The 25498-nt window shown below is 59.2% G+C and carries 23 protein-coding genes, 1 pseudogene and 2 riboswitches; of the genes and pseudogenes, 21 read left to right on the forward strand and 3 right to left on the reverse strand.

All coding sequences use genetic code 11. The features are described 5' to 3' along the window. From NT179_07485 to NT179_07495, 3 genes are read right to left on the reverse strand one after another with little or no spacing between them, the layout of a single operon-like run. Positions 1-240, reverse strand: a complete 240-nt coding sequence (locus NT179_07485; GenBank protein MCX5721857.1) for a HigA family addiction module antitoxin — start codon at positions 238-240, stop codon at positions 1-3. Continuing rightward, the gene (locus NT179_07490) at positions 237-614 is read right to left on the reverse strand and encodes a helix-turn-helix transcriptional regulator (protein MCX5721858.1); all 378 of its coding nucleotides are present in this window, start codon (positions 612-614) and stop codon (positions 237-239) included. Before NT179_07490 ends, NT179_07485 begins: the two co-directional genes overlap by 4 nt. Beyond that, the gene (locus NT179_07495; protein ID MCX5721859.1) at positions 611-949 is read right to left on the reverse strand and encodes a type II toxin-antitoxin system RelE/ParE family toxin; all 339 of its coding nucleotides are present in this window, start codon (positions 947-949) and stop codon (positions 611-613) included. Before NT179_07495 ends, NT179_07490 begins: the two co-directional genes overlap by 4 nt. 448 nt (positions 950-1397) lie before the next feature. Between NT179_07495 and NT179_07500 the strand changes: the two genes are divergently transcribed. The 21 genes and pseudogenes from NT179_07500 to NT179_07600 all read left to right on the forward strand — a co-directional run bounded on the left by NT179_07500 (position 1398) and on the right by NT179_07600 (position 24979). Continuing rightward, on the forward strand, positions 1398-3335 hold the full coding sequence (locus NT179_07500) for an acyltransferase family protein (protein MCX5721860.1): 1938 nt from the start codon (positions 1398-1400) through the stop codon (positions 3333-3335). A gap of 80 nt (positions 3336-3415) precedes the next feature. After that, positions 3416-3617, forward strand: a riboswitch (cobalamin riboswitch). A 120-nt stretch (positions 3618-3737) separates the two neighbouring features. Continuing rightward, positions 3738-4919 carry an NAD(P)H-dependent oxidoreductase subunit E gene (locus NT179_07505; protein MCX5721861.1) on the forward strand — a complete coding sequence of 394 codons (1182 nt, stop codon included), beginning with the start codon at positions 3738-3740 and terminating at the stop codon, positions 4917-4919. A 13-nt stretch (positions 4920-4932) separates the two neighbouring features. After that, positions 4933-5307, forward strand: a complete 375-nt coding sequence (locus NT179_07510; protein MCX5721862.1) for a DUF3209 family protein — start codon at positions 4933-4935, stop codon at positions 5305-5307. A 5-nt stretch (positions 5308-5312) separates the two neighbouring features. Continuing rightward, positions 5313-6038: an FAD-dependent oxidoreductase gene (locus NT179_07515; protein MCX5721863.1), complete on the forward strand. Its 726-nt coding sequence runs from the start codon at positions 5313-5315 to the stop codon at positions 6036-6038. Next, positions 6035-6412 carry a hypothetical protein gene (locus NT179_07520; protein ID MCX5721864.1) on the forward strand — a complete coding sequence of 126 codons (378 nt, stop codon included), beginning with the start codon at positions 6035-6037 and terminating at the stop codon, positions 6410-6412. The genes NT179_07515 and NT179_07520 overlap by 4 nt, the downstream gene beginning before the upstream one ends. 2 nt (positions 6413-6414) lie before the next feature. Next, the gene (locus NT179_07525) at positions 6415-7521 is read left to right on the forward strand and encodes a cobalt-precorrin-5B (C(1))-methyltransferase (protein ID MCX5721865.1); all 1107 of its coding nucleotides are present in this window, start codon (positions 6415-6417) and stop codon (positions 7519-7521) included. Next, positions 7518-8168, forward strand: coding sequence for a precorrin-8X methylmutase (locus NT179_07530; protein ID MCX5721866.1), 651 nt, complete (start codon positions 7518-7520; stop codon positions 8166-8168). Before NT179_07525 ends, NT179_07530 begins: the two co-directional genes overlap by 4 nt. After that, positions 8165-9421: a precorrin-6y C5,15-methyltransferase (decarboxylating) subunit CbiE gene (gene cbiE, locus NT179_07535; GenBank protein MCX5721867.1), complete on the forward strand. Its 1257-nt coding sequence runs from the start codon at positions 8165-8167 to the stop codon at positions 9419-9421. The genes NT179_07530 and cbiE overlap by 4 nt, the downstream gene beginning before the upstream one ends. Continuing rightward, a complete protein-coding gene (cobI, locus tag NT179_07540; GenBank protein ID MCX5721868.1) occupies positions 9418-10200 on the forward strand; it encodes a precorrin-2 C(20)-methyltransferase in 783 nt (260 codons plus the stop codon). Before cbiE ends, cobI begins: the two co-directional genes overlap by 4 nt. Next, on the forward strand, positions 10197-11336 hold the full coding sequence (locus tag NT179_07545) for a cobalamin biosynthesis protein (protein ID MCX5721869.1): 1140 nt from the start codon (positions 10197-10199) through the stop codon (positions 11334-11336). The genes cobI and NT179_07545 overlap by 4 nt, the downstream gene beginning before the upstream one ends. Next, positions 11333-12582 (forward strand): annotated as a pseudogene (gene cobJ, locus NT179_07550) (precorrin-3B C(17)-methyltransferase). Before NT179_07545 ends, cobJ begins: the two are co-directional and overlap by 4 nt. Before the next feature lie 11 nt (positions 12583-12593). Then, on the forward strand, positions 12594-13385 hold the full coding sequence (gene cobM, locus NT179_07555) for a precorrin-4 C(11)-methyltransferase (GenBank protein ID MCX5721870.1): 792 nt from the start codon (positions 12594-12596) through the stop codon (positions 13383-13385). Next, complete coding sequence (cobA, locus tag NT179_07560) at positions 13375-14847, forward strand: uroporphyrinogen-III C-methyltransferase (protein MCX5721871.1); 1473 nt, start codon at positions 13375-13377, stop codon at positions 14845-14847. The genes cobM and cobA overlap by 11 nt, the downstream gene beginning before the upstream one ends. After that, entirely contained in the window at positions 14844-15581 is a 738-nt protein-coding gene (gene bluB / locus NT179_07565; GenBank protein ID MCX5721872.1) for a 5,6-dimethylbenzimidazole synthase, read from the forward strand. Before cobA ends, bluB begins: the two co-directional genes overlap by 4 nt. Beyond that, positions 15578-16954 (forward strand): cobyrinate a,c-diamide synthase, encoded by a 1377-nt coding sequence (locus NT179_07570; protein MCX5721873.1) that lies wholly within the window; start codon positions 15578-15580, stop codon positions 16952-16954. The genes bluB and NT179_07570 overlap by 4 nt, the downstream gene beginning before the upstream one ends. Positions 16955-16974: 20 nt before the next feature. Further along, positions 16975-18501, forward strand: coding sequence for a cobyric acid synthase (locus tag NT179_07575; GenBank protein ID MCX5721874.1), 1527 nt, complete (start codon positions 16975-16977; stop codon positions 18499-18501). Between the two features lie 50 nt (positions 18502-18551). Then, positions 18552-19352, forward strand: a complete 801-nt coding sequence (locus tag NT179_07580; protein ID MCX5721875.1) for a hypothetical protein — start codon at positions 18552-18554, stop codon at positions 19350-19352. A 64-nt stretch (positions 19353-19416) separates the two neighbouring features. Further along, positions 19417-19541, forward strand: a riboswitch (cobalamin riboswitch). A gap of 51 nt (positions 19542-19592) precedes the next feature. Further along, on the forward strand, positions 19593-21644 hold the full coding sequence (locus tag NT179_07585) for a TonB-dependent receptor plug domain-containing protein (GenBank protein ID MCX5721876.1): 2052 nt from the start codon (positions 19593-19595) through the stop codon (positions 21642-21644). 318 nt (positions 21645-21962) lie between these two features. Continuing rightward, a complete protein-coding gene (locus NT179_07590; GenBank protein MCX5721877.1) occupies positions 21963-22427 on the forward strand; it encodes a c-type cytochrome in 465 nt (154 codons plus the stop codon). A gap of 139 nt (positions 22428-22566) precedes the next feature. Beyond that, the gene (locus NT179_07595) at positions 22567-24027 is read left to right on the forward strand and encodes a hypothetical protein (GenBank protein MCX5721878.1); all 1461 of its coding nucleotides are present in this window, start codon (positions 22567-22569) and stop codon (positions 24025-24027) included. A gap of 121 nt (positions 24028-24148) precedes the next feature. Then, entirely contained in the window at positions 24149-24979 is an 831-nt protein-coding gene (locus NT179_07600) for an SHOCT domain-containing protein (GenBank protein ID MCX5721879.1), read from the forward strand. The last annotated feature ends 519 nt before the right edge of the window (positions 24980-25498 follow it).

Consider the following 25498-nt stretch of genomic DNA (forward strand, 5'->3'; position numbering starts at 1 on the left):
TCAAATTTCAAACTGACCCACTACCAAAAATTCAGCTGTGGTGTTGAAAAACGTCGCCAGACACACCGCGGCATCGCCCGTGATACCACGCTGTCCCTTAATAATTGCCGTCACACAATTCGCGGGAACTTCGAGGGCCTTGGCAAGCCTATGGGCGTTGATCGGCAGGTCTGCTGGCGTCATAAACTCCTCGAACAGGATTTCTCCGGGATGGACCGGACGCATTCCGTTCTTGATCATGGCATTTTCTCCGATCGAGATACCGCTAACGTGCTCGATCGTCTCGATACCTTCGTGCGGACTGTGCCGAATCGCTGTCCACGCGGAGCTCGACGCACAGTGACTTCTACATCTTGGCCCAACAAGGAGAGGAAGTGAACGAGACGTTCGACCGAGAACCCGGCCATCTGGCCGGCGAGTAGCTTAGAGATCTTGGCTTGGTCAATGCCGAGTTGGGTTGCCGCTTCTGCCTGCTTCCAGCCTCGTTCCCTGATGGTCTCCTGAAGCGCCTGCAATAAACTGCTTTTCAGAATCAGTTCCGCGGATCGTTCTTCCGAAAACCCAAGGTCTCGAAAGATATTTCCACTGCCTTTCGTCACAGTGGCGCGTTTCATAGGCCTTCTTCCCTTCTCCACTTGAGCAGATCAGCATATCGGCTCTTTCCGAATTCTAGGTCAGCCCTCGCCGTCTTCTGTGAACGCTTCTCAAACACATGGAGGACATGCACGGCTTCTTCGAACTTGGCCACATAGAAGACTCGATAGGCCCCGTTTTCATCCCGAACCCTGATTTCACGGACTCCTGATCCGACACCCGGCATCGGTTCACAATCATCCGTTTCTTTTCCCTGCTGGACTTTGAATAGCTGAAAGCCAGCCGTTTCCTGTGCGCTGTCCGGAAGTTTGCGAATATTCTTCCGTGACGTTCCGACAAAATGAATCGGCTTCATCTCCTCTACGAGGCCATCTCGTGCTATGTTATGCCATATTTGGCATATACGCAAGAGACTAGCTGAAGTTAGATTGGCGGACCGTTTCAGGCCTTTTGAGGTCCAAAGTGCTGTGCTAAATTTGTGCTAAAAATTTTCAAAACAGATCGAATTCTTCAGAATCAATCGAATCAGTAGAAACCGCTCAAGCCCTTGCTTGCAAAGATAAAACGGGGAAACCTTCGCAATATCAAGCCGTTGATATTATTTGCCTTTTAGCACTTTTAAGGCGAGGGTCCTGGGTTCGACCCCCAGCCGGCTCACCAAGAGTCCATAGGTGATAAGGTTTCCCTCCCGTTTCCCTGCGTGCCGCCGGCTAAAATCAACATTAGCGTCTTGACCTCCCTCCGCGGTTGTAGCACTGTGGGCTGCGCTTCTGAAGAAAATCGTAAGAACGAATGGCCATGCATTGAGCACTAAGGCGGTTGAACTCACTCATCCCCCCTATCGTGCGGATATTGACGGGTTGCGGGCGATAGCCGTGCTCGCTGTTGTCGCCTTTCACGCGTTCCCCAGCTCGATCCAGGGCGGCTTTATCGGCGTCGATGTCTTTTTCGTCATCTCCGGTTTTTTAATCTCCACGATCATTTTTGAAAATCTGGAGCGCAGCAGCTTCAGTTTCGTCGAGTTCTATAGCCGCCGCATCAAACGGATATTCCCGGCGCTCCTTGTGGTTTTTGTCGCGAGCTTTGCATTCGGCTGGTTTGCATTGTTTGCCGATGAATACAAGCAGCTGAGCAAACATATCGTGCGCGGAGCCCTGTTCATTTCGAACTTTGCCCTGTGGCGGGAATCCGGCTACTTCGATAACAGCGCTGAGACGAAGCCATTGCTCCACTTATGGTCGCTGGGTATTGAAGAGCAGTTTTACATTCTCTGGCCGCTGTTGCTGTGGTGCGCGTGGAAGCGGCGGTTCAATCTGCTGTTCGTAACTCTAGTCGTCACCGCCATCTCCTTCGCTTTCAATATTTGGAAGGCCAATAGCGACGTGGTCGCCGCGTTCTACTCTCCGCAGACCCGGTTCTGGGAGCTGTTGAGCGGTTCTTGTTTGGCCTATGTGGCGCTCTTCAAGCCGCGCGTCTTGCAGCAATGCAAGATCGGCAGTAACAGTCTGCAATCGTGTTGCGGAGCGGCGCTTCTTGTGGCCGGTGTCGTGTTCATCACGAAAGAACGGGCGTTCCCCGGTTGGTGGGCCTTGCTGCCAACGGTCGGCGCGGTGCTGATTATTTCGGCCGGCGCGCAGGCCTGGTTCAATCGCGCCGTGCTCTCCCATCGCCTGCTGGTGTGGTTCGGCCTGATCAGCTTTCCTCTCTATCTCTGGCATTGGCCCCTGCTCGCATTTGCACGGGTCATCGAAAGCGAAACGCCTGTAGTCGAGGTGCGGCTTGCAGCCGTGTTCATCTCCATAGTGCTGGCTTGGTTGACCTATCGATTGATCGAGCGGCCTGTGCGATTTGGCAAGCCTGGCAGGGCACGAGTCATCGTGTTGATGGTGTTGATGCTTGCCGTGGGACTCGTCGCTGGCCTCAACCAGGAGAAGGGCGGGTTGTTATGGAAAGAGGGCATGAGTCCGCAAGAGATTAAAAACGATGGCGATATCGGGCAGGATCAGTTTCATGAATATGTTGGCCGCACGTTTTATCCCTGCACGCCGGTCAGTATCCGAAACGAAGCCGTGCAGTTGAACGGATCTGTCAGATGTTTCCAGTCCCGCAAGGATACCCATGTCGATCTCGCCATTATCGGCGATAGCCATGCGGAACCTTTGTTTCTAGGGCTCGCAGAAGCGCTCCCTGGTATGAACGTGGTCTATTACTTTAGGACGAGCCTGCCCTTCACGAGCTATCACGAGTTTGAGCATATCTTCAGCCATGTAGTCGGGGATGAACGTCTTCGCACGGTAATTCTGTCGGCGAAGTGGAGTGGAAACGGGCGGACGGGATTGATGATGGACCGCGGCAAGTTCAGAGATGAATTAGCGGCAACGATTGACCTGCTCACTACCGCCCATAAAGCCGTGTACGTCACAGACGATGTCCCGAATTTCACGTTCGACCCGCCGAAGTGCAAGTACGAGAGAATGTTTAGCCGGACAAGTGCCTGCGCCGAAAGCCGCAGCTATTTCTTTCGCCAGTATGAAACCTATTATCCCATTCTTGAGTCCGTGGTGCTCACGAACGGGCAGGCGGAAATTTTGCACACCGTCAAATACTTTTGCGACGACAAGCTCTGTACGATGGCGAAGGACGGACAGTTGCTGTACCGGGATCGAAACCATTTGAACATTAATGGCTCAAAATATTTAGGGCACATGATCGTCAAAGATGCCCCGGATTTCCCGAGATAATCAGTTCACGCCTGTTTGGTTGGCTTCCTAGTATTTCAGCTTGACAGGGCCTGTCAGCCCGCGTTACGTATCACTGTTGATAAGTCAGTAACCTCTCGGATGCCCGTAAGGGCGAAAAAGGGAAGTCCGGTGAAAATCCGGCGCGGTCCCGCCACTGTAAGTGGGAAGCACCCCCTGTTTCAGCCACTCGACGACCTCGTCGGGGAAGGTTGGGGGAAGCGTTGAAGGTCCGACCTTCTGAACCTGCGAGCCAGGAGACCTATCCGAGATGACATGGCATTGTTTCTCCGCGCGGTAACACGGAGGATCTCTCCTGCCTTTTGGGCAAGCGACCTCTCGTTCCTGTTGTGGAGCCGGAGGTTTTTTTATGCCTGCAGCATGGCCCGGGTCGGTCCCTGTCGCATGACCACGGGATTGCTCATCGTCGGGCATGGCAGCCGCGATCCCAATGCCAATGCCGAGTTCGAGTCCTTGGTGGCGACCTATCGCGCGGCGCGTCCCGATCTCGATGTGGCGCACGGCTATGTGGAGCTGGCTCGCCCGTCGCTGGCTGACGCCCTTCGCGAGCTGGCGCAACGGACCGATTCGGTGGTCGTGCTGCCGCTATTTCTCTTTGCCGCTGGGCATGTGAAGAACGATATTCCTCTCGCGTTGGCGCAGGCCCGGCAGGATTTCCCTGCCGTTCGTTTTACCGTGGCCAACGCCCTGGGTGTCCATCCCAATCTCGTGGAGCTGGCGTTCGAGCGGGCGAGGGCATCGCTGGAAGGTGTCCGCGAGTTTGCGAAGACTGCCGTCGTGGTCGTGGGCCGCGGCGCCAGCGATCCGGACGCGAACGGGGATTTTTGCAAAGTTGTGCGCCTCCTTGCCGAAGGGCGCGAGATCGGGTGGGTGGTGCCTTGCTTCGTCGGCGTCACGAGACCGCTATTCGAGGACACGGTGGAACTGGTCGCCCGTTCGCGTCCCGAACGGATCGTCGTGGTGCCCTATTTTCTCTTCGGCGGGCGGCTGATCACTCAGATTCGCGAACAGGTGGAATCGTTTCAGGCTCGCTATCCCTGGATCAAGACTGAGCTCGCGCCTCATTTGGGAATCGACGATCGTTTGATCACGCTAATGGATGAGCGGCTCCATGAAGCGATGGAGGGAGAACGTCCGCTTCCCTGCGACACCTGCCAATATCGCGTGCCTGTGTCCGCCGTGACCGGGAAGGTGGGAGGGCTCAAAGCGCTGCTCTGGAGTCTACGGCACGGATTCACCCATGCGCAGGCTATGCCGCACGTCCATGCCCATCGTCCGCTTGCCAAACATGTGCTGGTCTGCGGGAATGCCGATTGCGCCGATGCCGGGAGCATCACGTTGATTGCCACCTTGCGGCGGCTGATCAAGGAAACGGGCCGCGAGCTGGATATCCGGGTGACGAAGACTTCGTGCATGGGCCGCTGCGGAGAGGGTCCGACGGTGGCGGTCTATCCGGACGGCATCTGGTACCGGGGCGTGAAAGAGACGGATGCCAAGGAATTGATCGAGGAGCATCTGCTGGGCGATCGGCTGGTCAGTCGCCTGGTCGACAACATTATGCAGTAACGGAGGAGAGACGATGGCCTGTCATGAGATCGCAGGGCTGCGGTTGGGGTTGATGGACATACTCGGAATCAAGAATGAAGCAGAGCGGCAGCACGAGCTGTCCGAGCTGGGGACCGGGGCCGATCAACCGGGACCGATTCGTTCTATGTGCGGGGCCAAGGATTTGGCGTCGCTCAAGCAATTTTATGAAGGCGCGGTGTCCGCGCTGGAGCAGCGCGTGTCCGCGACACGTCCCGACGATCCGAAGCTGCCGTACTTGCGTACCCTCATTGTGCTGACGAAGAAGGTCGAGCTCGACCTGACGCATCAGATCGAGGGGCTCATGCATCTCTACCGCGATCTCGACGAGATGCATGATTTTGTCCATGAGATTTATCCAGCCGGGTAGACACGATGGCTGTGGCGAAGACGGCTCATGTGGTGGGAACCGAGAGGCTGGGGCCCGATACCCTGCTCCTCGATCTCTGCGCGACCGAGCCCTTGGGGTTCGTCGGCGGACAGTACCTCATCCTCGACAGCCGAATTATTTTGCCGAGCGGCAAGGCCGTGAAGCGGGCCTATTCGTTTCTCACCGGCGATGCGGAACAACTGCGTTTTCAGCTCGCAGTGAAGCGCATCCCCGAGGGATTGGGTTCCGCCTTTGTGCATGGGCTGACAGCTGGGACGGATATTTCGTTCAGCGGGCCTTGGGGCAAGTTCTGTCCGAGAGAGGGGGCTTCCGGCAGGACTCTGATCCTGGCGACTGATACAGGGATTACCGCCGCGCTGGGGTTTGTGCGCGCAACCCGCTTTGCGCCGCTGCTGCCTCAGACCCTGCTCATCTGGCTGCGAACCTCGGAAGAATATTTTCTTCCGGAAGAGTTTGTGAGGGGGCAGATTCCTGCCGCATGTGGCGAGGTGAGGATTGAAGCGATCCCTGCGGTCAGTCATCAAGACAGGATTCCTCAGGCCAGAGCCATTCTCCATGAGGTGTTGTCGCGCGGCGATCTTACCCAGGCCTTCATCGCGGGCGATGGAGCCGTGAATCAGGCGCTGCTCGAGGATCTGGTAATTGCCGGAGTAGCCGTGGACAAGGACCAGGTGGAATCGTTTTTCAATATGCCGAAGAAATCCGCATGACCGGACGGGAGCAGATTCTCTCAGCGCTGGAAGCAGCGCTTGCGTATGGGGATACAAGCGTCATCGTCCGTTCGTCCGGTGCGATTGCCGAGGTCCATGGGCTCGTGGTCCTGCGGCAGGGGACCGAGTGGGTCACACTTGGCGAAGAGGGCCAGACCCATGTGCATCTCAAGATTGAAGATGGAAGCAGGCTGATCTATCGGCAGCAGGACGAGGCGAATGTGGCGCTTGAGTTAATAGGGGCGGATGGGGCTTTGCTCTGTCGCATGTCGTTCCGGGGCACGAACCGGGCGAAGACAGAGAATTACAGCTCTGAACGTGCGGCGAAGATCCGTGAGCGTTTCGGTGGTTTGGCGGAAGGTGCTGGTACATGAGCATGGACAAGAGCGTACCGCCAAAAGATCGGAAGGGGCTGCGGACCGGATTTACCACCGGCGCATGCGCCGCGGCTGCGGCTAAGGCTGCGACCCGTTGTCTCGTGAAGGGCTCCATGCTGTCTGAAATTGAAACGACCCTGCCGAATCGGGCGAGAGTCACATTCGCCCTTGCCCGTTGCGAGCGTCTGGACGGCCGCGTGGTTTGCAGCATCATCAAGGATGCAGGCGACGATCCCGACTGTACCCATGGGGCCGAGTTGACGGCAGAAGTGGAGCTGCGCACCGAGCCTGGTATCGAGATTAGGGGAGGCCTGGGTGTCGCCACCGTCACCAAGACCGGCTTGGGTTTGGAGATTGGCGGGCCTGCGATCAATCCGGTTCCGCGGCGCAACATTACGGAGATGGTGGGAGAAGAACTTGCCGGCGCTTCCTACGGGGGCGCGGTCGTGACGATCAGCGTGCCTGGCGGCGAAGAGATGGCCAAGAAGACCACCAACGCGCGGCTCGGTCTCCTGGGTGGCATCTCTATCCTCGGTACGACCGGCATCGTGAGGCCCTATTCCACGGCGGCCTTTAAGGCGAGCGTGATGCAGGAGATCGATGTCGCAGCGGCTGGCGGCTTGCGCGAACTGGTGCTCACGACCGGAGGCAAGTCGGAACAGTATGCGATGGCCCTCTATCCTCATTTGGCGGAACAGGCCTTTATCCAGGTGGGCGACTTCATCGGCGTTGGAATCAAACAATGTGCGAAGCGAGGGATTGCGCGAGCCATCATCGTCGGGATGATGGGGAAACTCTCGAAGATGGCCAACGGTAAGATGCAGACCCATGTGGCGGGATCGGAAGTGGATATGGAGTTTCTGGCTTCGCTGGCAGTCGAGTTGTCCGCATCGGAGGAGTTGGTGGCGGCCATCCGCCAGGCCAATACAGCCCGCCATGTGCTTGAGTTATGCCGCGAGGCTGGTCTCGTCGGTATTACGTCGCTGATTTGCAAGAAGGTCGTCGAACATTGTCAGGGCCACGCGGGCGGCAAGCTGGCAGTGGAAACCTGTCTGGTGGATTTTGGCGGCTCGTTGCTCGGTCGTTACCCGGAGGTTCATACATGAATGATATGAGACAGATGACCGCGCTCGGGCGGAGCATCGAGGATGGTAGTTTCGCGATCATCGACCAGGAGGCAGGTCCGCACGATTTCGGCCAAGATGAATGGCAGGTCGTGCGCCGGGTGATCCATGCTACGGCGGACTTCGAGTTTAAGACCCTGATGCGATTTCATCCCGACGCGGTGCGCGCCGGGGTGGCGGCCCTTCAAGGAGGCTGTCCCCTTTTGGTCGATGTGAAAATGATTTCCGCCGGCCTGAACGAGGAGCGGCTCTCTTCCTACGGCTGCAAGGTCTATTCGTTTATTTCGGATGAGGATGTGATCTCGACGGCTAAGGCCAACAACTCGACTCGCGCGATCGAGGCCATGAAAAAGGCCCATCGCCTCAACCTGCTCGATGGAGCGGTGGTGGCGATCGGCAATGCCCCGACGGCGTTATTGGAGCTGGCTCGCCTAGTTCGCGAGGAGAATGCGAAGCCGGCTCTCATCATCGGGGTGCCGGTCGGGTTTGTGTCGGCGGCTGAGTCCAAGGAAGTCACGCTGGAACTCTCGACTCCCTCTATCGTGGCCCGCGGCCGCAAGGGGGGCAGCCCCATCGCCGTCGCGATCATCCATGCCCTGTTGCTCCTCTCGGCAAAGGCTCCTGCATGAGTCCAAGACGCGCCATTACCTTGATCGGGGTCGGGGACGACGGCTGTGCAAGCCTGACGAGCCGCGCCGTGAATGCGGTCATGAAGGCGGGGGTGCTCGTGGGTGGCGAGCGCCATCTTGAATTCTTCCCGCAGTTTCAGGGCGAGAAGATCGTCCTCAAGGGAGGCGTGGCGTCGGTGCTCGACCGGGTGGCGGAACTGGCAGAAGAACAGAATGTTTGTGTCGTGGCGTCCGGCGATCCATTGTTTTTCGGTATCGGCAGTCTGGTGGTCAAGAGGCTGGGGGCCGAGCATGTCGAGGTGCTGCCTCAGCCCAGTTCGATGCAATGGGCCTTTGCCCGAGCCGGTTTGAAGTGGGACGACGCAGCCTTTGTGTCCTTGCATGGCCGCTCGTCCGAGGGATTTCTCACCAGGCTCAAGGGCCAGGCCAAGGTGGCGATCTTCACCGATGAAAAGAATTCGCCATCGGTGTTGGCCCAGCGGATGGTCGAACATGGAGAGACTGCCTGGGAGGCCTGGGTCTGTGAGAATCTTGGCGGCCCGGATGAGAAGGTCCGGCGATTCGACGTGGCGGCTCTAGCCGCCTGTCAGGATATCGGGCCGCTCAACGTGCTGTTGCTCGTCCGTTCCGATCCCTCCTGGCGTGCTCCCTGCACCATTCCTTTCCTCCATGAGGATCAATTCGCGAAGCGGATGCCGAAGAAGGGTCTTATCACGAAGCGCGAAGTACGACTCTTGTCGTTGGCTGCGATGGGGATCAGGCCGGACAGTGTGGTCTGGGATATCGGAGCTGGTTCTGGATCTGTGTCGATCGAGGCAGCCTTGCTCGCGCCGAAAGGCCTGGTCTACGCAATCGAGGTCGATCCGGAAGGCGCCGAGATCTGCCGCGAAAATCTGTTGGCCCATGCGGTGGACAATGTGCGAGTCATTGCAGGCCGGGCGCCGGAAGCGCTGGCAGGCTTGGAGGCGCCCGATGCGGTTTTCATCGGAGGCAGCAAGGGGAGCATGGAAGAGATCATCGACGTCGTCATGGACCGGCTGCAACCGGGCGGCCGTCTGGTCGTGAACGCCATTACGCTGGAGAATGTGGCTGAGACCTATCAAAGCCTGCGCAAGCGCGGGTTGGTGCCGGAGGTGACCTTGCTCCAAGTGTCGCGCGCTGAACCCTTGGCCCATTACCTTCGTTACGAATCCTTGAACCCGATTCAAATCTTTTCAGTCGAGAAGCCCAGCCAGACAGGAGCGGTCTCATGAACTACGGAACATTATATGGAGTCGGAGTCGGTCCTGGCGCGCCGGATTTGATTACGCTCCGCGCGCTCAATGTGTTGAAGCAAGCGCAGGTCCTCGCTCTGCCACGCAGCTCCGATTACGGAGAGTCGATGGCCTGGAAGATCCTCAAACCCACCTTGGGCGAGATCCCGGGACAGGAACGGATTTTTCTGACGTTCCCGATGAACAAGGATCCGGAGCGGTTGCGGCCCGCCTGGGATGCGGCCTTCACCGCGATAGGGGAGCGGCTGGAGAAAGGGCTGTCGGTTGCCTTCGCGACGGAAGGCGACCCCTCGCTTTTTAGCACCTTCATCTATCTGCGCCGGGAAGCTCCGCTGCGCTGGCCCGGTATCCGCATCGAAGTCGTCCCAGGTGTGTCCTCGATCATGGCTGTGCCCTCCGTGACCGGCATTCCTCTGGCGGACGGGCAGGAGCGGATCGCCATTCTGCCCGCGAGCTATGGGGTCGAGGATTTGAGTCAGGTGCTGGAGATGTTCGACACAGTCGTCTTGATGAAGATGGGGACAGAAATTCCCAAGGTGGTCGAAGCGCTGGAGCGGCAGGGGCTCGTCGACCGGGCGGTCTATGTGTCGAAGGCCACGATGGCAGAACAGAGGATCGTCCGGGATATTCGCACGATCCAGACCGAGCGGGGCGATTGTTTCGCGATGATCATCGTGTCGCGCAAGGAACGGAGCGGGCTGTTGGCAGGCCTGGTGCCTGCGACACCGAGATTGGCCACGAGAGAGACTGGGGCATGATTGTCGAGCGCAAACCATTTGCGGTCTATGCCATTACGAAGCATGGGATCGCGATTGCCTCCCGCTTGCTGCCACAGCTGTCGGGCGCAGACCTCTTCGTGTCGGAGAAGCTGATCGCCTCTGCGCCAGCCGGTGCGCTCCGTTTGCCGTTGCCGATGGGGCCTACGTTGATCGAGACCTTTCCTGCCTACGATTGCCATATTTTCATTATCAGTGTCGGGGCGGTGGTGCGGATGATCGCGCCGCTCTTGAAGAATAAAAAGGTCGATCCGGCGGTGGTCTGCATCGACGACGCAGCCCGCTTCTCGATCTGTGTCCTGTCTGGTCACGTCGGCCGCGGCAATATATTTACCGAACGGGTCGCGACCGCCTTGGGCGCGCAATCGGTGGTGACGACCGCGTCCGATGCGATCGGCACCTTGACGGTGGATATTCTGGGCCGCGACTTGGGGTGGACGCTCGACGATGCGGACCGTAACGTGACGAGAGGCTGCGCCGCAGTGGTGAATGCGACCGATGTGCTCTTTGTGCAGGAGACGGGAGAGCCGGACTGGTGGCCTGCCGAGAAGCCCTTGCCGGAAGGGGTCCGTTACGCCACCTCGCTGGAGGGAGTGGACTCGGAGGCGTTTGAAATTCTCTTGATCGCCACGGATCGCGAGATCGGCTTGTCCCATCCGGCCCATTGGAAGAATGCTGTCATCTATCGCCCGAAGAGTCTCGTGCTCGGGATCGGCTGCGATAGAGGCACGGCTCCCGATCTGGTGGAGCGGGGAGTCCTGGCCATCTTGGCCAAGCAGGGCCTCTCCCCCAAGTCGGTGAAAGAGCTGGCGACGATCGACGTGAAGAAGGATGAGCCGGCGTTGCTGGCTTTGAGCGAGAAATATGGCTGGCCGCTGCGCACCTATCCGCCGGAGCAATTGGACGTGGTGCCAGGCATCCAGAATCCCTCGGAGAAGGTGAAACAGCATGTCGGTTCGCGCGGAGTGTCGGAGCCGGCTGCGTTGCTCGCAGCAGGGGCGGACGAGCTCCTCGTACCCAAGCAAATTTATACGGAGCCGGGAGCGGGACGATCGATGACCTTGGCCGTGGCGCGGCGGGCCTTTGTGAAACGGCAGATGGAGGTGGGCAGCCTATGAGCGAGGCAAAAGGAATTCTCTATGTCGTGGGCATCGGGCCTGGCGCGCAGGACCATGCCACTCCGGCGGCCTTGAAGGCGATTGCCGAGTCCCAGCTCGTCGTCGGCTACAGTACCTATATCAAGCTGGTTCGCCATCTGCTCGAAGGAAAAGAGATCATCAAGACCGGGATGACGGAAGAGATCGGACGTGCCCGTGCCGCCATTGAGCGGGCGAGGGATGGCGCCACGGTCTCGTTGATTTCTTCCGGCGATGCGGGAGTCTATGGCATGGCAGGCCTGGTCTTTCAGGTGTTGAAAGAAATGGGCTGGAAGAGGGGCGACTCGCCGGAGCTTCGGCTCATTCCAGGGATGACCGCGCTCAACTCCTGCGCGTCCCTGGTCGGTGCGCCCTTGGTCCACGATTCCTGCTCGATTTCGCTCTCGGATTTGCTGACCCCCTGGTCTGTGATCGAGAGGCGGATCGAGGCGGCTGCCAGCGCGGATTTCGTGATCGGTTTATACAATCCTGCCAGCGGCAGGCGTACGAGGCAGATCGTGGATGCCCAGGCGATTATCCGGCGTCACCGCGAGGGAAACACGCCGGTGGCCCTGGTGAAGAGCGCCTATCGTGATATGGAACAGGTAATTCTGACCGATCTGGATAACTTTTTGGATTACGAGATCGGGATGTTGACCACCGTCATCATCGGGTCGAGCAACACCTTCATGTTCGAGGGCTATATGGTCACGCCGCGCGGCTATACCAATAAGTACAGTTTCGACGGAGCCGTTCTTCCCGGACAGAGGCCGGGTTTTTCGCTCGTCGTGCCTCCTGCCTCGGAGGCGGACTGATGGCGCTGGTCGGACGTTTAGCCGGAGCCATTCTGGCCGAGACGGAAGGACAGTTTTTTTTGGTGGGCAATCCCAAGGAGCCCTGCGACTTTGCTGCGGTGGGGTTCGAGTCTCCCGGCGTGATCGATGCGATGGAACGGCCCTTTATCAGGCTCTCGCCGCTCCGTCCGGTTCAGGTGCCACAACCGTACGTGACGATGACGGTCGAGGGAGAAGCCTTGGCCGGGTTGCTGGTCGATCGGTTCGTGATCCAGCGGAATGGATCGGTGAGCGATCGCCTCTGGCGCCTGGTGACCGATCCTAAGCAGGAAAACCGCGTAGCGCCCGTTGGCAATATCGATGCGCGATGGTTGGGAGAGATCCCGGCAGAGATTTGGCAGATTGTGCGAGAGACCGTGTTGAAGTGTACGTAAAGGAGTCATAGATGCGTGTCTATATTATTGGAGCAGGTCCGGGCGATCCGAAACTCCTCACGCTTCGCGGGGCGGAGTTGATTTCGTCCTGCCCCGTCGTGCTCTACACAGGATCGCTGGTCCCTAAAGAAGTCATCGCCCATGCCAGGCCCGACGCCAAGGTGATGGACTCGTCGGGGATGACGCTCGAACAGATCGTCGAGGTGATCGTGGCAGCCCGCGATGCGGATCAGGATGTGGCGCGGGTCCATACGGGAGATCCGATGATCTTCGGGTCCACCGCCGAGCAGATGCGCCGACTGACAGAGTTGGGCATTGCCTACGAGATCATTCCCGGCGTCTCCTCCTTCACCGCAGCGGCTGCGGCGCTGGGCCGTGAACTCACCCTTCCAGAATTGTCTCAGACGGTGATCCTGACCAGGGCGGAGGGACGGACCTCGATGCCGGAGGGAGAAAAGCTGGAAGACCTGGCGAAGCATCAAGCGACGTTGGCACTGTTTCTCAGCATCACGCTTCTCAAGGATGTCGTGCGGTCCCTGACTCCCTCGTATGGAGCTGATTGTCCCGTGGCCATCGTTCATAAAGCCTCCTGGCCCGATCAGGTGATCGTGACCGGGACCCTGGCTGATATCGCCGACAAGGCCAAGGCGGCCAAGCTCAACTCGACCTCGATGGTGTTGGTGGGGCGTGTCCTCACGGCCACCGAGTTTGCCAATTCGAAGTTGTACGATCCGGAGTTTACCCATCGGTTCCGGAAGGGTGAGCCTGTTGTGAAGAAGCAAGGAGAGATTCGTGCCGACTGAGCCAGAGACTCGAGCAGGCATGGTCTATCTGGTGGGGGCAGGGCCTGGCGATCCGGGCCTGCTCACGGTCCGTGCGCTGGAACTGCTGCGGGCCGCGGATGTCGTGGCCTACGACGAGCTAGTCTCGAAAGCTATTCTTTCTCTCGTCAGGCCTGAGGCTGAGCTGCTATCAGTGGGCCGGCGTCATGGTGAGGGAGCGATAGGCTATCGATTGCATCCGGAGGTGCTGGCTCGCGTCAAGGCTGGCAGGACAGTCGTGCGATTGAAGGCGGGAGACCCGCTGATCTTCGGGCGAGGCGGGGAAGAAGCGGAGGAACTGGCGGAAGCAGGCATTCCCTGCACGATCGTTCCAGGTATTTCATCCGCCCTTGGCGCAGCAGCCTATGCGGGGATTCCATTGACCCATCGTCTGCATTCCTCCGATGTGACCTTCCTGAGCGGCCATGATGTCGAGGGGAGCCAGAGTCTTACTGATTGGTCCAAGGCCGCTAGCGGCAAGGGCACCCTGGTGCTCTTCATGGCGGCCAGAAAACTTTCGGCGAATCTTCAGCGATTGATCCAGGCAGGCCGCTCAGCTGAGACTCCCGCTGCCTATATCGCCTCTGCCACCACTCCAGAACAGCATGTCATTGTCGGTACCCTGGCGACCCTTCCAGAGAAGATACGAAATGTCGATCTCGCCATCCCGGCCCTTGTCATCGTCGGCGATGTTGTTGGATTGCGTGAACGGATTGCCTGGTTCGAGCGTCGCCCTTTGGTGGGACGGCGGCTGCTCGTTGCCCGCGCTCGCCCGGGCCTCTCTGCGATGGCAGCGGAACTCCGTTCGCTTGGAGCAGAGGTACTGGAAATCCCCGAGGTCGAAGCAGTCTCGTTGAACGGAGGCTCTCCCATCGATAAGGCCCTGGCTCGGCTCCATGAGTTCCGCGGCATCGTCTTCGGCTGTGCTGCCGGTGTCGATGCGGTCTTGTCCCATGTTCCCACCCTCGACCTGCCGGTCATTGCGGTTGGAGCAGCGGCGGCGCAGGCCCTGTCACGGCATGGCATCGAGTCTGTTGTGGCTCTGCGAGGCGCCTGTCAGGAGGCGGTGGGAGAGCAGTCGGTGTTGTTTCAGAAGGGGCCATTTCTTCTCGTGACAGCGGAGGAGGGCCGTCCCAACTTACGCAATGAACTGACGAAGATCGGCGCGGAGGTCGAAGCGGTGGCGGCCTATCGGTATGTGCATCGGATGCCGACTTCTCCCTTGCCGCCGATCGATCTTGTGGTGCTGCCCAGTTCCTCTGCGGCTCGCACCGTCCTGTCGGGCGATTTCGGCCAGGCTCTGTTGGGTTTGCCGATGGCGGCGATCGGGCCTCAGACCGCAGCAGCGGCGCGCCAATGCGGGGCTCAATCTGTGGTTCTGGCTGAGGAAGACAATGTGGCATCGCTGGTCTCTCTTGTTCGGTCGATGGTGGGGAAACTATGACGGATCATGCCTTTCCGGAAGCCTGGCGCCGGGGCCTGTACGAAACGATCACGCGCCGCCGCGACATGCGAGCCTTTCTTCCTGATCCCATTCCTGACGAAACCCTGGCTCGCATCCTCATGGCCGCGCATCAGGCAGGATCGGTCGGGCTTTCGCAGCCCTGGAATTTTCTCGTGGTGGAGAATCGCGAGACCCGCGCCAAGGTGCGAGCCCATGTCGAGGTCGAACGGCTGCGCGCAGCAGAAACGTTCGACCAGGAGCGCCGCGAGAAATATCTCTCCTTCAAGCTGGAGGGGATTCTCGATTCGCCCCTCAACCTCTGCGTCACCTGCGATCAGGAGCGGTTCGGGCCGACGGTGATCGGACGGAACACGATTCCGGAAACCGCCGTCTATAGCACTTGCTGTGCGATTCAAAATCTCTGGCTGGCCGCGCGGGCAGAAGGGGTCGGAGTCGGCTGGGTGAGCATCATGGAGCCGGCAGTCCTCCGCACGATCCTCGGAATTCCCGAGCGGATCATTCCGGTGGCCTATCTCTGCGTCGGGTTCGTGGAGAGTTTTCCTGAACGGCCTATTTTTGAGAGCAACGGCTGGCTGCCCAGGCTGCCGTTGCATGAGTTGGTGTTTCATGACAAGTGGGACGAGCGGCCCAGGCCTGATCTGCTCCACGCGCTGGAAACGAGCCGGATCGACGGAGCGCAAGCCACGCCGGCGCAGACGGAGATCGACTCGTGACGATTCCACGTCTCGTCATTGCCGGCATCTCCAGCAACGTCGGCAAGACGACGGTCATGGTCGGGCTCGTCCGGGCTCTGCGCGCGCGCGGGTTGCGAGTCGCCGTCTTCAAGTGCGGCCCGGATTATCTCGACCCGACCTATCACGTTCGCGCGGCTGCGGCTCCCTGCCACAATCTCGATGGATGGATGATGGGGCGCGAGGCGGTTCTTTCGACCTTCATGCATGCTTCGCAAGGGGCCGACATCGCCTTGCTCGAAGGGGTGATGGGTCTGTTCGATGGGGCATCACCGACGAGCGACGAAGGCTCGACCGCCGAGATCGCCAAGTGGCTCCAGGCGCCGGTGCTGCTGGTCTGCGATGCGGGGGGTATGGCTCGCAGCATTGCGGCTCTGGCCAAAGGGTTCTCGACCTTTGATCCGGATCTTCAGATTTCCGGTCTCATCTGTAACAGGCTCGGCAGCCGTGGGCATTTGGATTTGCTCCGCAAGGCGACGGAGGGGAAGCCCCCCGTCTTGGGCGGGTTGCCCAAGGAAGCAGCCTTGGCTTTCGCGGACCGGCATCTGGGTTTGCATAGCGCAGACCGGGCGACGGTGCCTGAAGATGTCTTCGTGGCCTGGGGCGATCGGGTGAGCGAGTGGTGCGATGTCGATGCGATCGTGGCGTTGGCGCAATCCGCGCCGGCTCTTCCTGAAATTCCTGCGACGGCACGGATCGTCGGGGAGGGGACACGATGCAGAATCGGTCTTGCTTTCGACGAGGCCTTCCATTTCTATTATGACGACAACCTCCGCCGTCTTGAGAACCTCGGCGCAGAGCTCGTGCGGTTTTCCCCCATTCACGATGCGCACCTTCCCGATGTGGACGGTCTCTATTTCGGGGGCGGCTACCCGGAAGTTCATGCGGAGGATCTGTCGCGGAATCTTTCGATGCGCAAGGATGTGAGGTCCTTTGCCGAATCTCAAGGGCCTATCTATGGCGAATGTGGCGGCCTTATGTATTTGTCCAATGGCATCAGGACGCTCGATGGCACGTTGCATCCCATGGTGGGGCTCATTCCAGGCGAAGCGGAGATGAAAGATCGTTTACAGGCGCTCGGTTATGTCGAGGTGGAAACAAAAGACGACACGATGCTCGGTCCAGCCGGCCTAAAGTTCCGCGGCCATCAATTTCGCTATTCGGACTTTCGTCTTCCGGCGTCGATCGAGTGCACCTACAACGTGCGTCGTCGCCGCGGAGGCGAGGTCTTTCAAGAGGGCTATCGTCAGGGCAATACGCTGGCCTCCTATGTCCATGCCCATTGGGCTTCGAATCCAATCCTGGCGCAGGGTTTCGTGCAGGCCTGCTCGGCCCATGCGAGGAGGGTCCGGTGAGCGGACTGGCCCCCACCATCATGGTTCAGGGGACTGCCTCCTCTGCCGGGAAGAGTCTTCTGGTCACGGCCCTCTGCCGATTTTTCCGCCGCGAAGGATTGCGCGTCGCGCCATTCAAGTCGCAGAACATGTCGCTCAACTCAGCCGTCACAGCCGATGGTCTGGAGATCGGGCGGGCGCAAGCGGTCCAGGCGGAGGCCTCGGGCATTCTCTCATCCGTGGACATGAATCCGATCTTGCTCAAGCCGGAAGGCGATCGGCGCAGCCAGGTCGTGGTGCAGGGCAAACCGATCGGCAGCATGACCGCGACGGAGTATCACGACTATAAACCGCGCCTCATGCCGGTGATCGAGGAATCGCTCGCGCGGCTTAGAACGGACTATGACCTCGTCGTGATCGAGGGGGCGGGAAGCCCGGCCGAGATCAACTTGAAGGACCGCGACATCGTCAACATGCATGTGGCCAAACTGGCGGATGCGCCGGTGCTCCTCGTGGGGGACATCGACCGGGGCGGCGTCTTCGCCTCTTTTGTCGGGACGATGGAATTGCTGGAGCAGGACGAGCGGGCCAGGATCGCAGCCTTCGTCGTAAATAAGTTTCGAGGCGATCTGGCGTTGCTGACACCGGGGCTCGATTTTCTCACTGAGCGCACCGGCAAGCCGGTGCTGGGCGTGGTGCCCTATATCAAGGACCTCCGTATTGCCGACGAGGATTCCGTATCGCTCGAAGCAAGGATGGCACGCCGTAGACCCTCCAAACAGGAGCTCGATATCGTGGTGGTGCGATTGCCGCACATCTCGAATTACGACGATGTCGAAGCGTTGGAACATGAGACTGGGGTCGTCGTGCGATTCGTCGGCCAGCCGGATGACATTGCAGGCGCCGATCTGGTGATTCTGCCTGGCTCGAAGAATACGGTGGCGGATCTGGCCTGGCTCCGGGCCAGCGGCATCGCCAGCGCGATCGAGGCGCGTGCCAAGGAGGGTCAGCCGTTGTTGGGCATTTGCGGCGGCTGCCAAATGTTAGGTGAAGTCATCGATGATCCCCATGGAGTGGAATCTTCTGAAGTTCAGGTGCGGGGGTTGGGTCTATTGGCGCTACGGACCAGTTTCGAGCGTGAGAAAATGACGGCGCAAGTTGTTGCCCATGTGCTGCGTTCCTCGTTCCTCACCGATGGCGCAGCCCTCGACGAGGAGATCAGAGGTTACGAAATCCACATGGGGATGGTGGAGCCAGGCAACCGGCAGGCGAGCCCCTTCGAAATTTGCTCGCGGAACGGGCGAGCGGAGGTGCGGAGCGACGGGGCTATCGGTCGCGAGGGTTTGGTGGTGGGGACCATGTTGCATGGCCTGTTCGAGAATGAATCGCTCAGGGGACGGACGCTTTCCTTTCTGCGGCGGCGCAAAGGCCTTTCAGCGCCCGCCTCGATTCAGCGCATTCCTTCGAAGCAGGAGGAATATGACCGGCTGGAATCGGTGGTGCGAGCGCACATCGACTGCGAGCTGCTCTGGCGTCTCACCGGCCTTTGTTCTGTTTCTCCCAGGTGAACGATACATCATTATTTTTCGGTTGAGCGCGATGATCGACAAGGGTGTTTATGAATCCAGCCGACGGTAGTCTGTGGCCCTTACTGGGGCTGGCTTTTGCCTTGGGGCTGAGCCATGGAGCCGATCCTGACCATCTGACTGCCATCGATGGCATGACGAGGGCTTCGGTCGATCGGCATCCAAGAATGAGCCGTTGGGTGGGAACCTGGTTCGCATTCGGCCATGCGCTGTCCGTTTTGTTGATTGCGGGATTGATCGCGCTGGCGGCTGAGTATCTGCAATCCTTTAGCAACTCCGTGCTGCAAGTCAGCGGGGTCCTGTCGGCCCTCCTCCTCTTTGCCATCGGGACGTTGAATCTGGTGCGGCTGGTCACATTGCCGGGTGGAGCCACGGCTCCGAGCCATGGCATCATTGGCCATTTCCTGCCTAGGCAGCTGCTCAACATTACTCATCCGATGAGCGCCGTGCCGATCGGCGCCTTGTTCGGGCTGGGGTTCGAGACGGCCAGTCAGATGTCTGCCTGGGCCCTAGCAGGAACGATGGGCTATGGCCTGTTTGGCGCGCTCTTGATCGGTGTCGCCTTCAGTTTGGGGATGGTGGTGACAGACTCGATCAATGGACTCGTCGTGCGGAGGATGTATCTGGCTGCCACCACGATGGCCATCCAGGGCAACCGCATGATGACCCTGACGGTCGTGGGCTTGGCCTACGTCATTGGAATTATCAAGTTGCTCCAGCCTACTTCCTTTGCTCTGCCGATCAGCGATATGGGTCTCACGATCATGGTGCTCGGCGCTGTGTCGTTGGCCTTTATGACAGCCCTGATAAAAGCCAAGTGCCGGGTGGCGTAACTGAAAGGAGGCTTGCGATAGCAGCAATATTTCCAAACCAATGAATTGATAGCCCATGTACCCCAAGGGAAGCGCGGTAGAAGCCGCCACTGGTCCGCAACTGTGATCGGGGACGAAATCTGCAATCGACCACTGTCCGCAAGGATGGGAAGGCGCAGAGAGTAGGACGAGCCGAGAGTCAGGAAACCTGGGTGTCTGGAGCCTCCACCTAAACCTTTCGGGAGCAAAGGGGAGTGAGTCGTGTTTCGTCAGATCCTTGGGATCATCGTGTTTGTCTTTGCGATGTTTTGGAGTTCATGGGGGCATACGGAAGAGCCCGATGAATCCATCATCCTTCCGGAAGTCGAAGTGAGGGCGACGCATGACTCGCACTTCGAGGCCGCGTCTCAATATACCGTCACGGAACAGGATATCGAACTTCAAGCGACCGATCGGCCGGCGAATTTGCTGCGCCTGGTGCCGGGCCTCATCACCACCAACCCTGGCGGAGGGCCTGGTAAGCCCGATAATTATTTGCTCCGCGGGTTCGACGCAGATCACGGGACCGATCTCGCCGGATTTCTGGATGGGATGCCGATCAATCTCCGCAGTCATGCCCACGGTCAGGGCTACCTCGATCTGAACTTTCTGATTCCTGAAACAATGAAGCGAGTGGATGCCTATAAAGGGCCTTATCAGGTCCAGTTCGGTGATTTTGCTACGGCTGGAGCGGTCAACTTTGTGACCAGGGATGTTGTCGAGGAGGGGGTGGTCCAGGTTTCCAGCGGACAGTTCAATACCCAGCGGCAGCTCTTGATGTTCTCTCCCACGAAGGACAAGGTCCGTTCGCTGGTCGCGCTGGAAGGGTTTTATACCGATGGCCCCTTTGTCGATCCCAACCGGGCTCTCCGGATTAACGGATTGGCCAAAGCGACAATGAATCCGACCACGCATTCTGAACTCACGGTCACTGGCACCTACTACCAGGGCCGCTGGAACAGCCCCGGGGAGATTCCGCTACGTGCCGTGGAGTCCGGGCTCATCTCCCGGTTCGGTTCGATTGATCGTTACCAGGGAGGCAAGACCCAACGGTCCACCGGCCATGTGCGCTACAGCTACGATACCCAGTCAGGCGGAACCCTGTTCGCCGAAACCTATCTCCAATATTATTCCCTGAATCTGATCTCCGATTTCACCTTCTTTGTCGATGACTCGACGAATGGCGATGGGATCGAGCAGGCCGATCGGCGCTATGTCTATGGAGGGGACCTGGGCTATCGCCAGAGCGGGAAGCTGCTGGACATCGAGAGTTCTGCCACGGTGGGCATGCAGACTCGCGTGGATGAGGCCCATGTCCGTCTGAGCCGTCAGCGGCAAGGAGTCCTGTTCGGGACCACGTCGGATAGCAAGATCCATGAGGCTTCCTATTCGCCCTATCTCAAGTTGGAATTTCAGCCGATGCCCTGGGCCAGGCTGACGGGAGGGACGAGGGCGGATTTCTTTCAGTTCAACGTGCGGAATCTTTGTCAGGGCAGCTGTGCAGAAAATCCGAGCGGGAGCGCCGATGCAATGATCACGTCGACCAAGGGAAACCTGATTCTCGGTCCCTGGGCTGGCACCGAAATATTTCTCAATGCCGGAACCGGCTTCCACAGTAACGACGCGAGAGCGGTGGTGGGTTCTTCCAACGTCCAAGCCCTGCCGAAGGCGACAGGGTACGAAGCGGGGTTTCGCACCAGACAGTGGGACCGGTTTGAGATCTCCGCCTCTTTCTGGCTTATGGACCTGACCTCCGAGCTGGTCTATCAGGGCAACCTCGGGACGACGCAGATTCTCGGTGCCACGCGCCGGTATGGCACGGATCTCGGCAGCCGCATTCAGTTGCTGGATTGGTTGTCCCTCTCCGGCAGTGCGACGCTGAACTCGGCGGAGTTTCGCGAGACGGGCAATCCGATTCCTCAGGCCCCGACCATGACCGGACATGGCGAATTGACGGCGCGTTTGCCGATGGGGCTGGCCGCCTCGCTGCAGATGGTGCATCTGGGGGCCAGGCCTCTGATGCAGGATCGCAGCATCAATGCCCAGCCCTGGACCATCTTCAACTTCGTGGCTCGCTACCGTCCGCGCTCGAAGGGCTGGTGGCAGAACATAGAAGGGTTTTTCAGTATTCAAAATCTAATGGATGTCTCCTGGCGGCAGACGCAGCTAGCCTATGAAACCAAGCTCGCCACGGATGCAGCCCCGGTGAATGGACTGCAATTTACGCCTGGCGGCCCCAGGGCCGTTTCGGCTGGTCTGGCCTGGCATTATTGAATCAGCGCCTTCTCACCCTGGCTTCGCAGTCACGAAAGTCAAAACCGGAGCCGTCGATCACCCGCCGCTTGACTTCCCGTCGGCTGGCTCGTTAATCTGCGAGACAATTTCATACGCTCATTCGATTTAGGCCAGAGAACCCATAGTCCAGAGCCCAAGGCGCCACAAGGCGCCTTGGGCTTTTTTATTGTCCGTGGCAAGGAGCGACCCCTGTTGATTCGGCGAACTGTGACGAAGTCTGCCGCGGTGGCCAGAGTGGGATCGGCTCTCGATCACGATGACGCAGCGCTTGTTACCCGAGGAGGACGCACAATGACGATGAAAAACAGATTCGTGGCTCAGGGCGCCCTGGTCGTGGGACTGCTGCTCGCAGTCGTCACGCTCTCCTGTACCTCTCAGCCGCCAGCAGAGGACCGAGTACCTACGGCCCACTCGGGAGAGGCCAAAGCCTTGCAGGCGCCGTTCGGCGATACGCGGACCGCTGATGCAGATGTCGTGGCAGCAGGGAAAGCCCTCTACGAAGGCAAGGGCCAATGTTTTCTCTGTCACGGGATGGGCGGAGCAGGCGATGGCCCCGCGAGCCATATGCAGGCCAAACATCCTCCGCGCAACTTCACGGATTGCGCGTTCCAACAGCAACGCGATGATGGCGAGCTCTTTTGGATCATCAAATACGGCAGCCCGGGGACCGGTATGCAGGCCCTTATTCCCCACATGCTCAGCGAAGACGAAGGCTGGAAACTAGTCGCCTATGTGCGGACCTTCTGCAAGGCGGGAGCGTAAGCGCCTCATGTCACAATTTCACGAACAACGCTCATGCTGCTTCCCAGGAAGTGCCGGCCAAGCTCTTGTCGCCGAGGCGATTCCGGTGGGACTGGCTGACCCTGGCCTTTCACGTTTCAGCTGTCAGGAGAAATAAATCATGCAGGACCTTCGAACGAAAAGCCTCATCATCGTGGCGCTCGGGCTAATTGCGCTGTTGAGTTATGAATGGAGCGGTCTGGTCCAGAATGCCAATGCGATTCCGGCCTTTGCCCGCAAGTACGGTTTTTCCTGTAACGTCTGCCACGTTCCGGGTTTCCCGAAGTTGAACGACTTCGGGAATGTTTTCCGCGATCAGGGCTATCAGTTGGGGGCAGACCAGGACTTGCCGACCCATGAGGGCATCACCATGGGCTACTGGCCCCTCTCATTCCGGACGACGGTCGGGTATCAGGGGGCGAACGTCAAAACTGATGGCTCTGGCGTCACGACGGGCGGGTTCGGCTTCACCGGCCTCGATATCTTAAGTTTCGGAACCATCCATCGCGACATTGCTTTTGGGATCGTGTTTACCCCCGGCTTGGGGAGCGCCGGGTTCGGGACCGGCGCCAGCGACAGCGATCTGGAGGCGGCCTATGTGCGGCTCATGAGGCTGGAACGGTTCGTGGGCGTCAAGAGCGAGCCAGGCGACTATCTGCTTAATCTGCGGGTCGGCAAGTTCGAGTTGGATGTACCCTTCAGCGAGAAGCGGAGCCCGACCCTGAACTCGCGGTTTGTGATGTATCACTACCTGCCTGGCACGCCCTACACCTCGACCATTAGCGGGACCTCGACCAGTTCCTATCGCAATCCCAACTCCTTTGCGATCGGCGAAAACCAGCCGGGCGGCGAGTTGAGCGGCATCAAGAAAACGTCCGTGACCGACGGCTACTTCCGGTACAGCCTTGCAGCACTGACGACCAACACATTCTCCGGCCCGCTCAGCGGCTGCGCCGAAGGCACCACATGCGGGACGGGAGGCCGCAACGTGAATTTCTATGGCCATATGACGCAGTCGTTCGGAGGCTACGGCATCGTGACCGGTCACCGGATCGGACTCTTTGGCGCCTATGGGAATGCCCCCACCGTGGTGAATGCCACCTGTCCGACCTGTCAGGCGGTGGCCGGGAGCGGACAACCGTTCAGCCGCCTTGGAGTGGACGCGAGCCTCACTTTCGACGGCCAGTGGAACCTTTTTGGCGCCCTGATGCATGGCAACGACAGCAAAAACTTGTTCCTGTCGCAAGGCATTGTCAACGCGCAGAACGCATCCTGGAACGGGGCTTTCGCCGAATTGGATTGGTATCCGACGCTGTTTCCGGTGTTCGAGACGCCGGGCTGGTTATTTTCCTATCGATATGATGTGATCCGGAACGAGCGCCAGGGTGACCCGACCTTCGCCAAGCACTACAATAACGTAGACTCCCATACGGTCCTGGCCCGCTATTACATCCACCAGTCCAATCGGACCGATATTGCACTGCATGCCGAATACAATACCTACCGGTCGAAGGGAGTCGGTACCGCAGGCGGCGATTTGCTGGGCCAGACCATGCTCGTCGGATTTGATTTTGCGTATTGAGGCACACTGACGGTCAGAGCTAATTGAGCAGCAAATCTGCACCAGCGTCCGAGAAAGAGTGAGAACGGTGATGCGCGTATTACTATTACAAGGAAGACACATCTCAATCGGTCTGTGTCTGATGGCAGGATTGCTGCTGCTAACCGGCGGAGTGTCTGTGGCTGCCGCGCCAGCCACCAGGATCGCCTGTGGACAGTGCGAAGAGGCGGACCGTTTCGTCCGGCTGCAAGCCGCCACGGCTGACGATCGCCTGGTGAGCTCCCAGCGGTTCACACATCCGTTCGTCTTGAGCCCTGAGGACTGGACAGCCATCCTCACGGCACTGCATGTCCAGCGTCAGGCCGATGGGCTGATCATTCCCGTGCCGCAAGGACCGGTACTGTCGGCCTTCACCGAAGAGGACATCACCTACCTCAGCGCGACCTTGAGTAAAGCGTTTGCTCACGCGCAACCCAACGAATGGGTCGTGTTCGGACTGAGTCGCACGACCTCACAGGGACTCACGGAGCTCACCACCGGCGGATGGTATCGGGAGAGGACCGCGCTGCATCTCGTCGTAGCCAACTATCGGAAGGCCGTCACGATGCCCAGTACGCGCCAGTTGCTGTGGGAGCGCCCGCTGCGTCCAGACGCCGGTCCTTCGTACGATCTGGTCGCGGGCCGCCATCAGACGATCGTGCGAGAATCCGGCTCCGCTCCCAGTCTGTTGACTTCGCCCCCCTCTGAACTGGCGATTGCCTATCAGGCGCTCCTCTTAAGAGAGCCGGCTGCGGTGGCAGACTCCCAGGAAACCTCAGCCGGGACTCAATCGCCCGCTCGCGCTCCCAAGATCGCTTCTCCCCCCTTGTCCCTTGAAGAACGGCTGCAGGTGCTGAAACGGCTGCAGGCGCAAGGGTTGATTACGGAAGAAGAATACCGAGCCAAGAAACAGCAGTTGCTCGATCGATTCTAATTCCCTGTACCTCGTGGCAAAGTGTATGAGTAACACCGTTGACGCCCGGGATGGAGGGGGATAGACTGGCGCCATGCAAGTACGGTCCCATCGCTCCCGTTCGGCTCTAGCTTGCACGCTCGTCGCGCTCCTGCTCGCGTTGAGCTTCAATGCCTATGCCTGTCTTCTGCCGGTGAATGGCGCTATGGCTGGTGCCATGGGCAATGGCTGTTCAACTTCAGATGAACCACCTGTCTATCAGTTCTGCGATGCGTTTAAGACACTCGGCGTACAATCCGCCGATAAGCCCCACCTCTCCAGGGACTGTCACTCGATCTGCTCTGAAGATACCGCCTCGTTGGCTCTTCTTGTCGCCCGCATCTCACACAGCAGCCGTTTGCATGATTCTCTCCCGGGCAGTCCTCCCCGGGATCTCCTGCTTAAGATTTCTGTGCTTCGCATCTGATCGTCTTCCGTCCATTCCTTGCAGTCGTTCCATTGCTATCACCTGTGCTGCCCGATGCTCGGTTTCGAGTCCGG

Source organism: Nitrospirota bacterium, from assembly GCA_026387665.1.
GTDB lineage: Bacteria > Nitrospirota > Nitrospiria > Nitrospirales > Nitrospiraceae > Palsa-1315.

Excerpts from the sequence above, each read along its gene's own strand:
- NT179_07600 (MCX5721879.1), top strand. The coding sequence starts at position 24,149 with ATGGCAGGATTGCTGCTGCTAACCGGCGGAGTGTCTGTGGCTGCCGCG.
- cbiE (MCX5721867.1), top strand. The coding sequence starts at position 8,165 with ATGAGTCCAAGACGCGCCATTACCTTGATCGGGGTCGGGGACGACGGC.
- NT179_07530 (MCX5721866.1), top strand. The coding sequence starts at position 7,518 with ATGAATGATATGAGACAGATGACCGCGCTCGGGCGGAGCATCGAGGAT.
- NT179_07505 (MCX5721861.1), top strand. The coding sequence starts at position 3,738 with ATGACCACGGGATTGCTCATCGTCGGGCATGGCAGCCGCGATCCCAAT.
- NT179_07575 (MCX5721874.1), top strand. The coding sequence starts at position 16,975 with ATGGTTCAGGGGACTGCCTCCTCTGCCGGGAAGAGTCTTCTGGTCACG.
- NT179_07485 (MCX5721857.1), bottom strand. The coding sequence starts at position 240 with ATGATCAAGAACGGAATGCGTCCGGTCCATCCCGGAGAAATCCTGTTC.
- NT179_07520 (MCX5721864.1), top strand. The coding sequence starts at position 6,035 with ATGACCGGACGGGAGCAGATTCTCTCAGCGCTGGAAGCAGCGCTTGCG.
- cobI (MCX5721868.1), top strand. The coding sequence starts at position 9,418 with ATGAACTACGGAACATTATATGGAGTCGGAGTCGGTCCTGGCGCGCCG.
- NT179_07490 (MCX5721858.1), bottom strand. The coding sequence starts at position 614 with ATGAAACGCGCCACTGTGACGAAAGGCAGTGGAAATATCTTTCGAGAC.
- NT179_07510 (MCX5721862.1), top strand. The coding sequence starts at position 4,933 with ATGGCCTGTCATGAGATCGCAGGGCTGCGGTTGGGGTTGATGGACATA.
- NT179_07580 (MCX5721875.1), top strand. The coding sequence starts at position 18,552 with ATGAATCCAGCCGACGGTAGTCTGTGGCCCTTACTGGGGCTGGCTTTT.
- bluB (MCX5721872.1), top strand. The coding sequence starts at position 14,844 with ATGACGGATCATGCCTTTCCGGAAGCCTGGCGCCGGGGCCTGTACGAA.
- cobM (MCX5721870.1), top strand. The coding sequence starts at position 12,594 with ATGCGTGTCTATATTATTGGAGCAGGTCCGGGCGATCCGAAACTCCTC.
- NT179_07590 (MCX5721877.1), top strand. The coding sequence starts at position 21,963 with ATGAAAAACAGATTCGTGGCTCAGGGCGCCCTGGTCGTGGGACTGCTG.
- NT179_07595 (MCX5721878.1), top strand. The coding sequence starts at position 22,567 with ATGCAGGACCTTCGAACGAAAAGCCTCATCATCGTGGCGCTCGGGCTA.
- NT179_07525 (MCX5721865.1), top strand. The coding sequence starts at position 6,415 with ATGGACAAGAGCGTACCGCCAAAAGATCGGAAGGGGCTGCGGACCGGA.
- NT179_07545 (MCX5721869.1), top strand. The coding sequence starts at position 10,197 with ATGATTGTCGAGCGCAAACCATTTGCGGTCTATGCCATTACGAAGCAT.
- NT179_07495 (MCX5721859.1), bottom strand. The coding sequence starts at position 949 with ATGAAGCCGATTCATTTTGTCGGAACGTCACGGAAGAATATTCGCAAA.
- NT179_07515 (MCX5721863.1), top strand. The coding sequence starts at position 5,313 with ATGGCTGTGGCGAAGACGGCTCATGTGGTGGGAACCGAGAGGCTGGGG.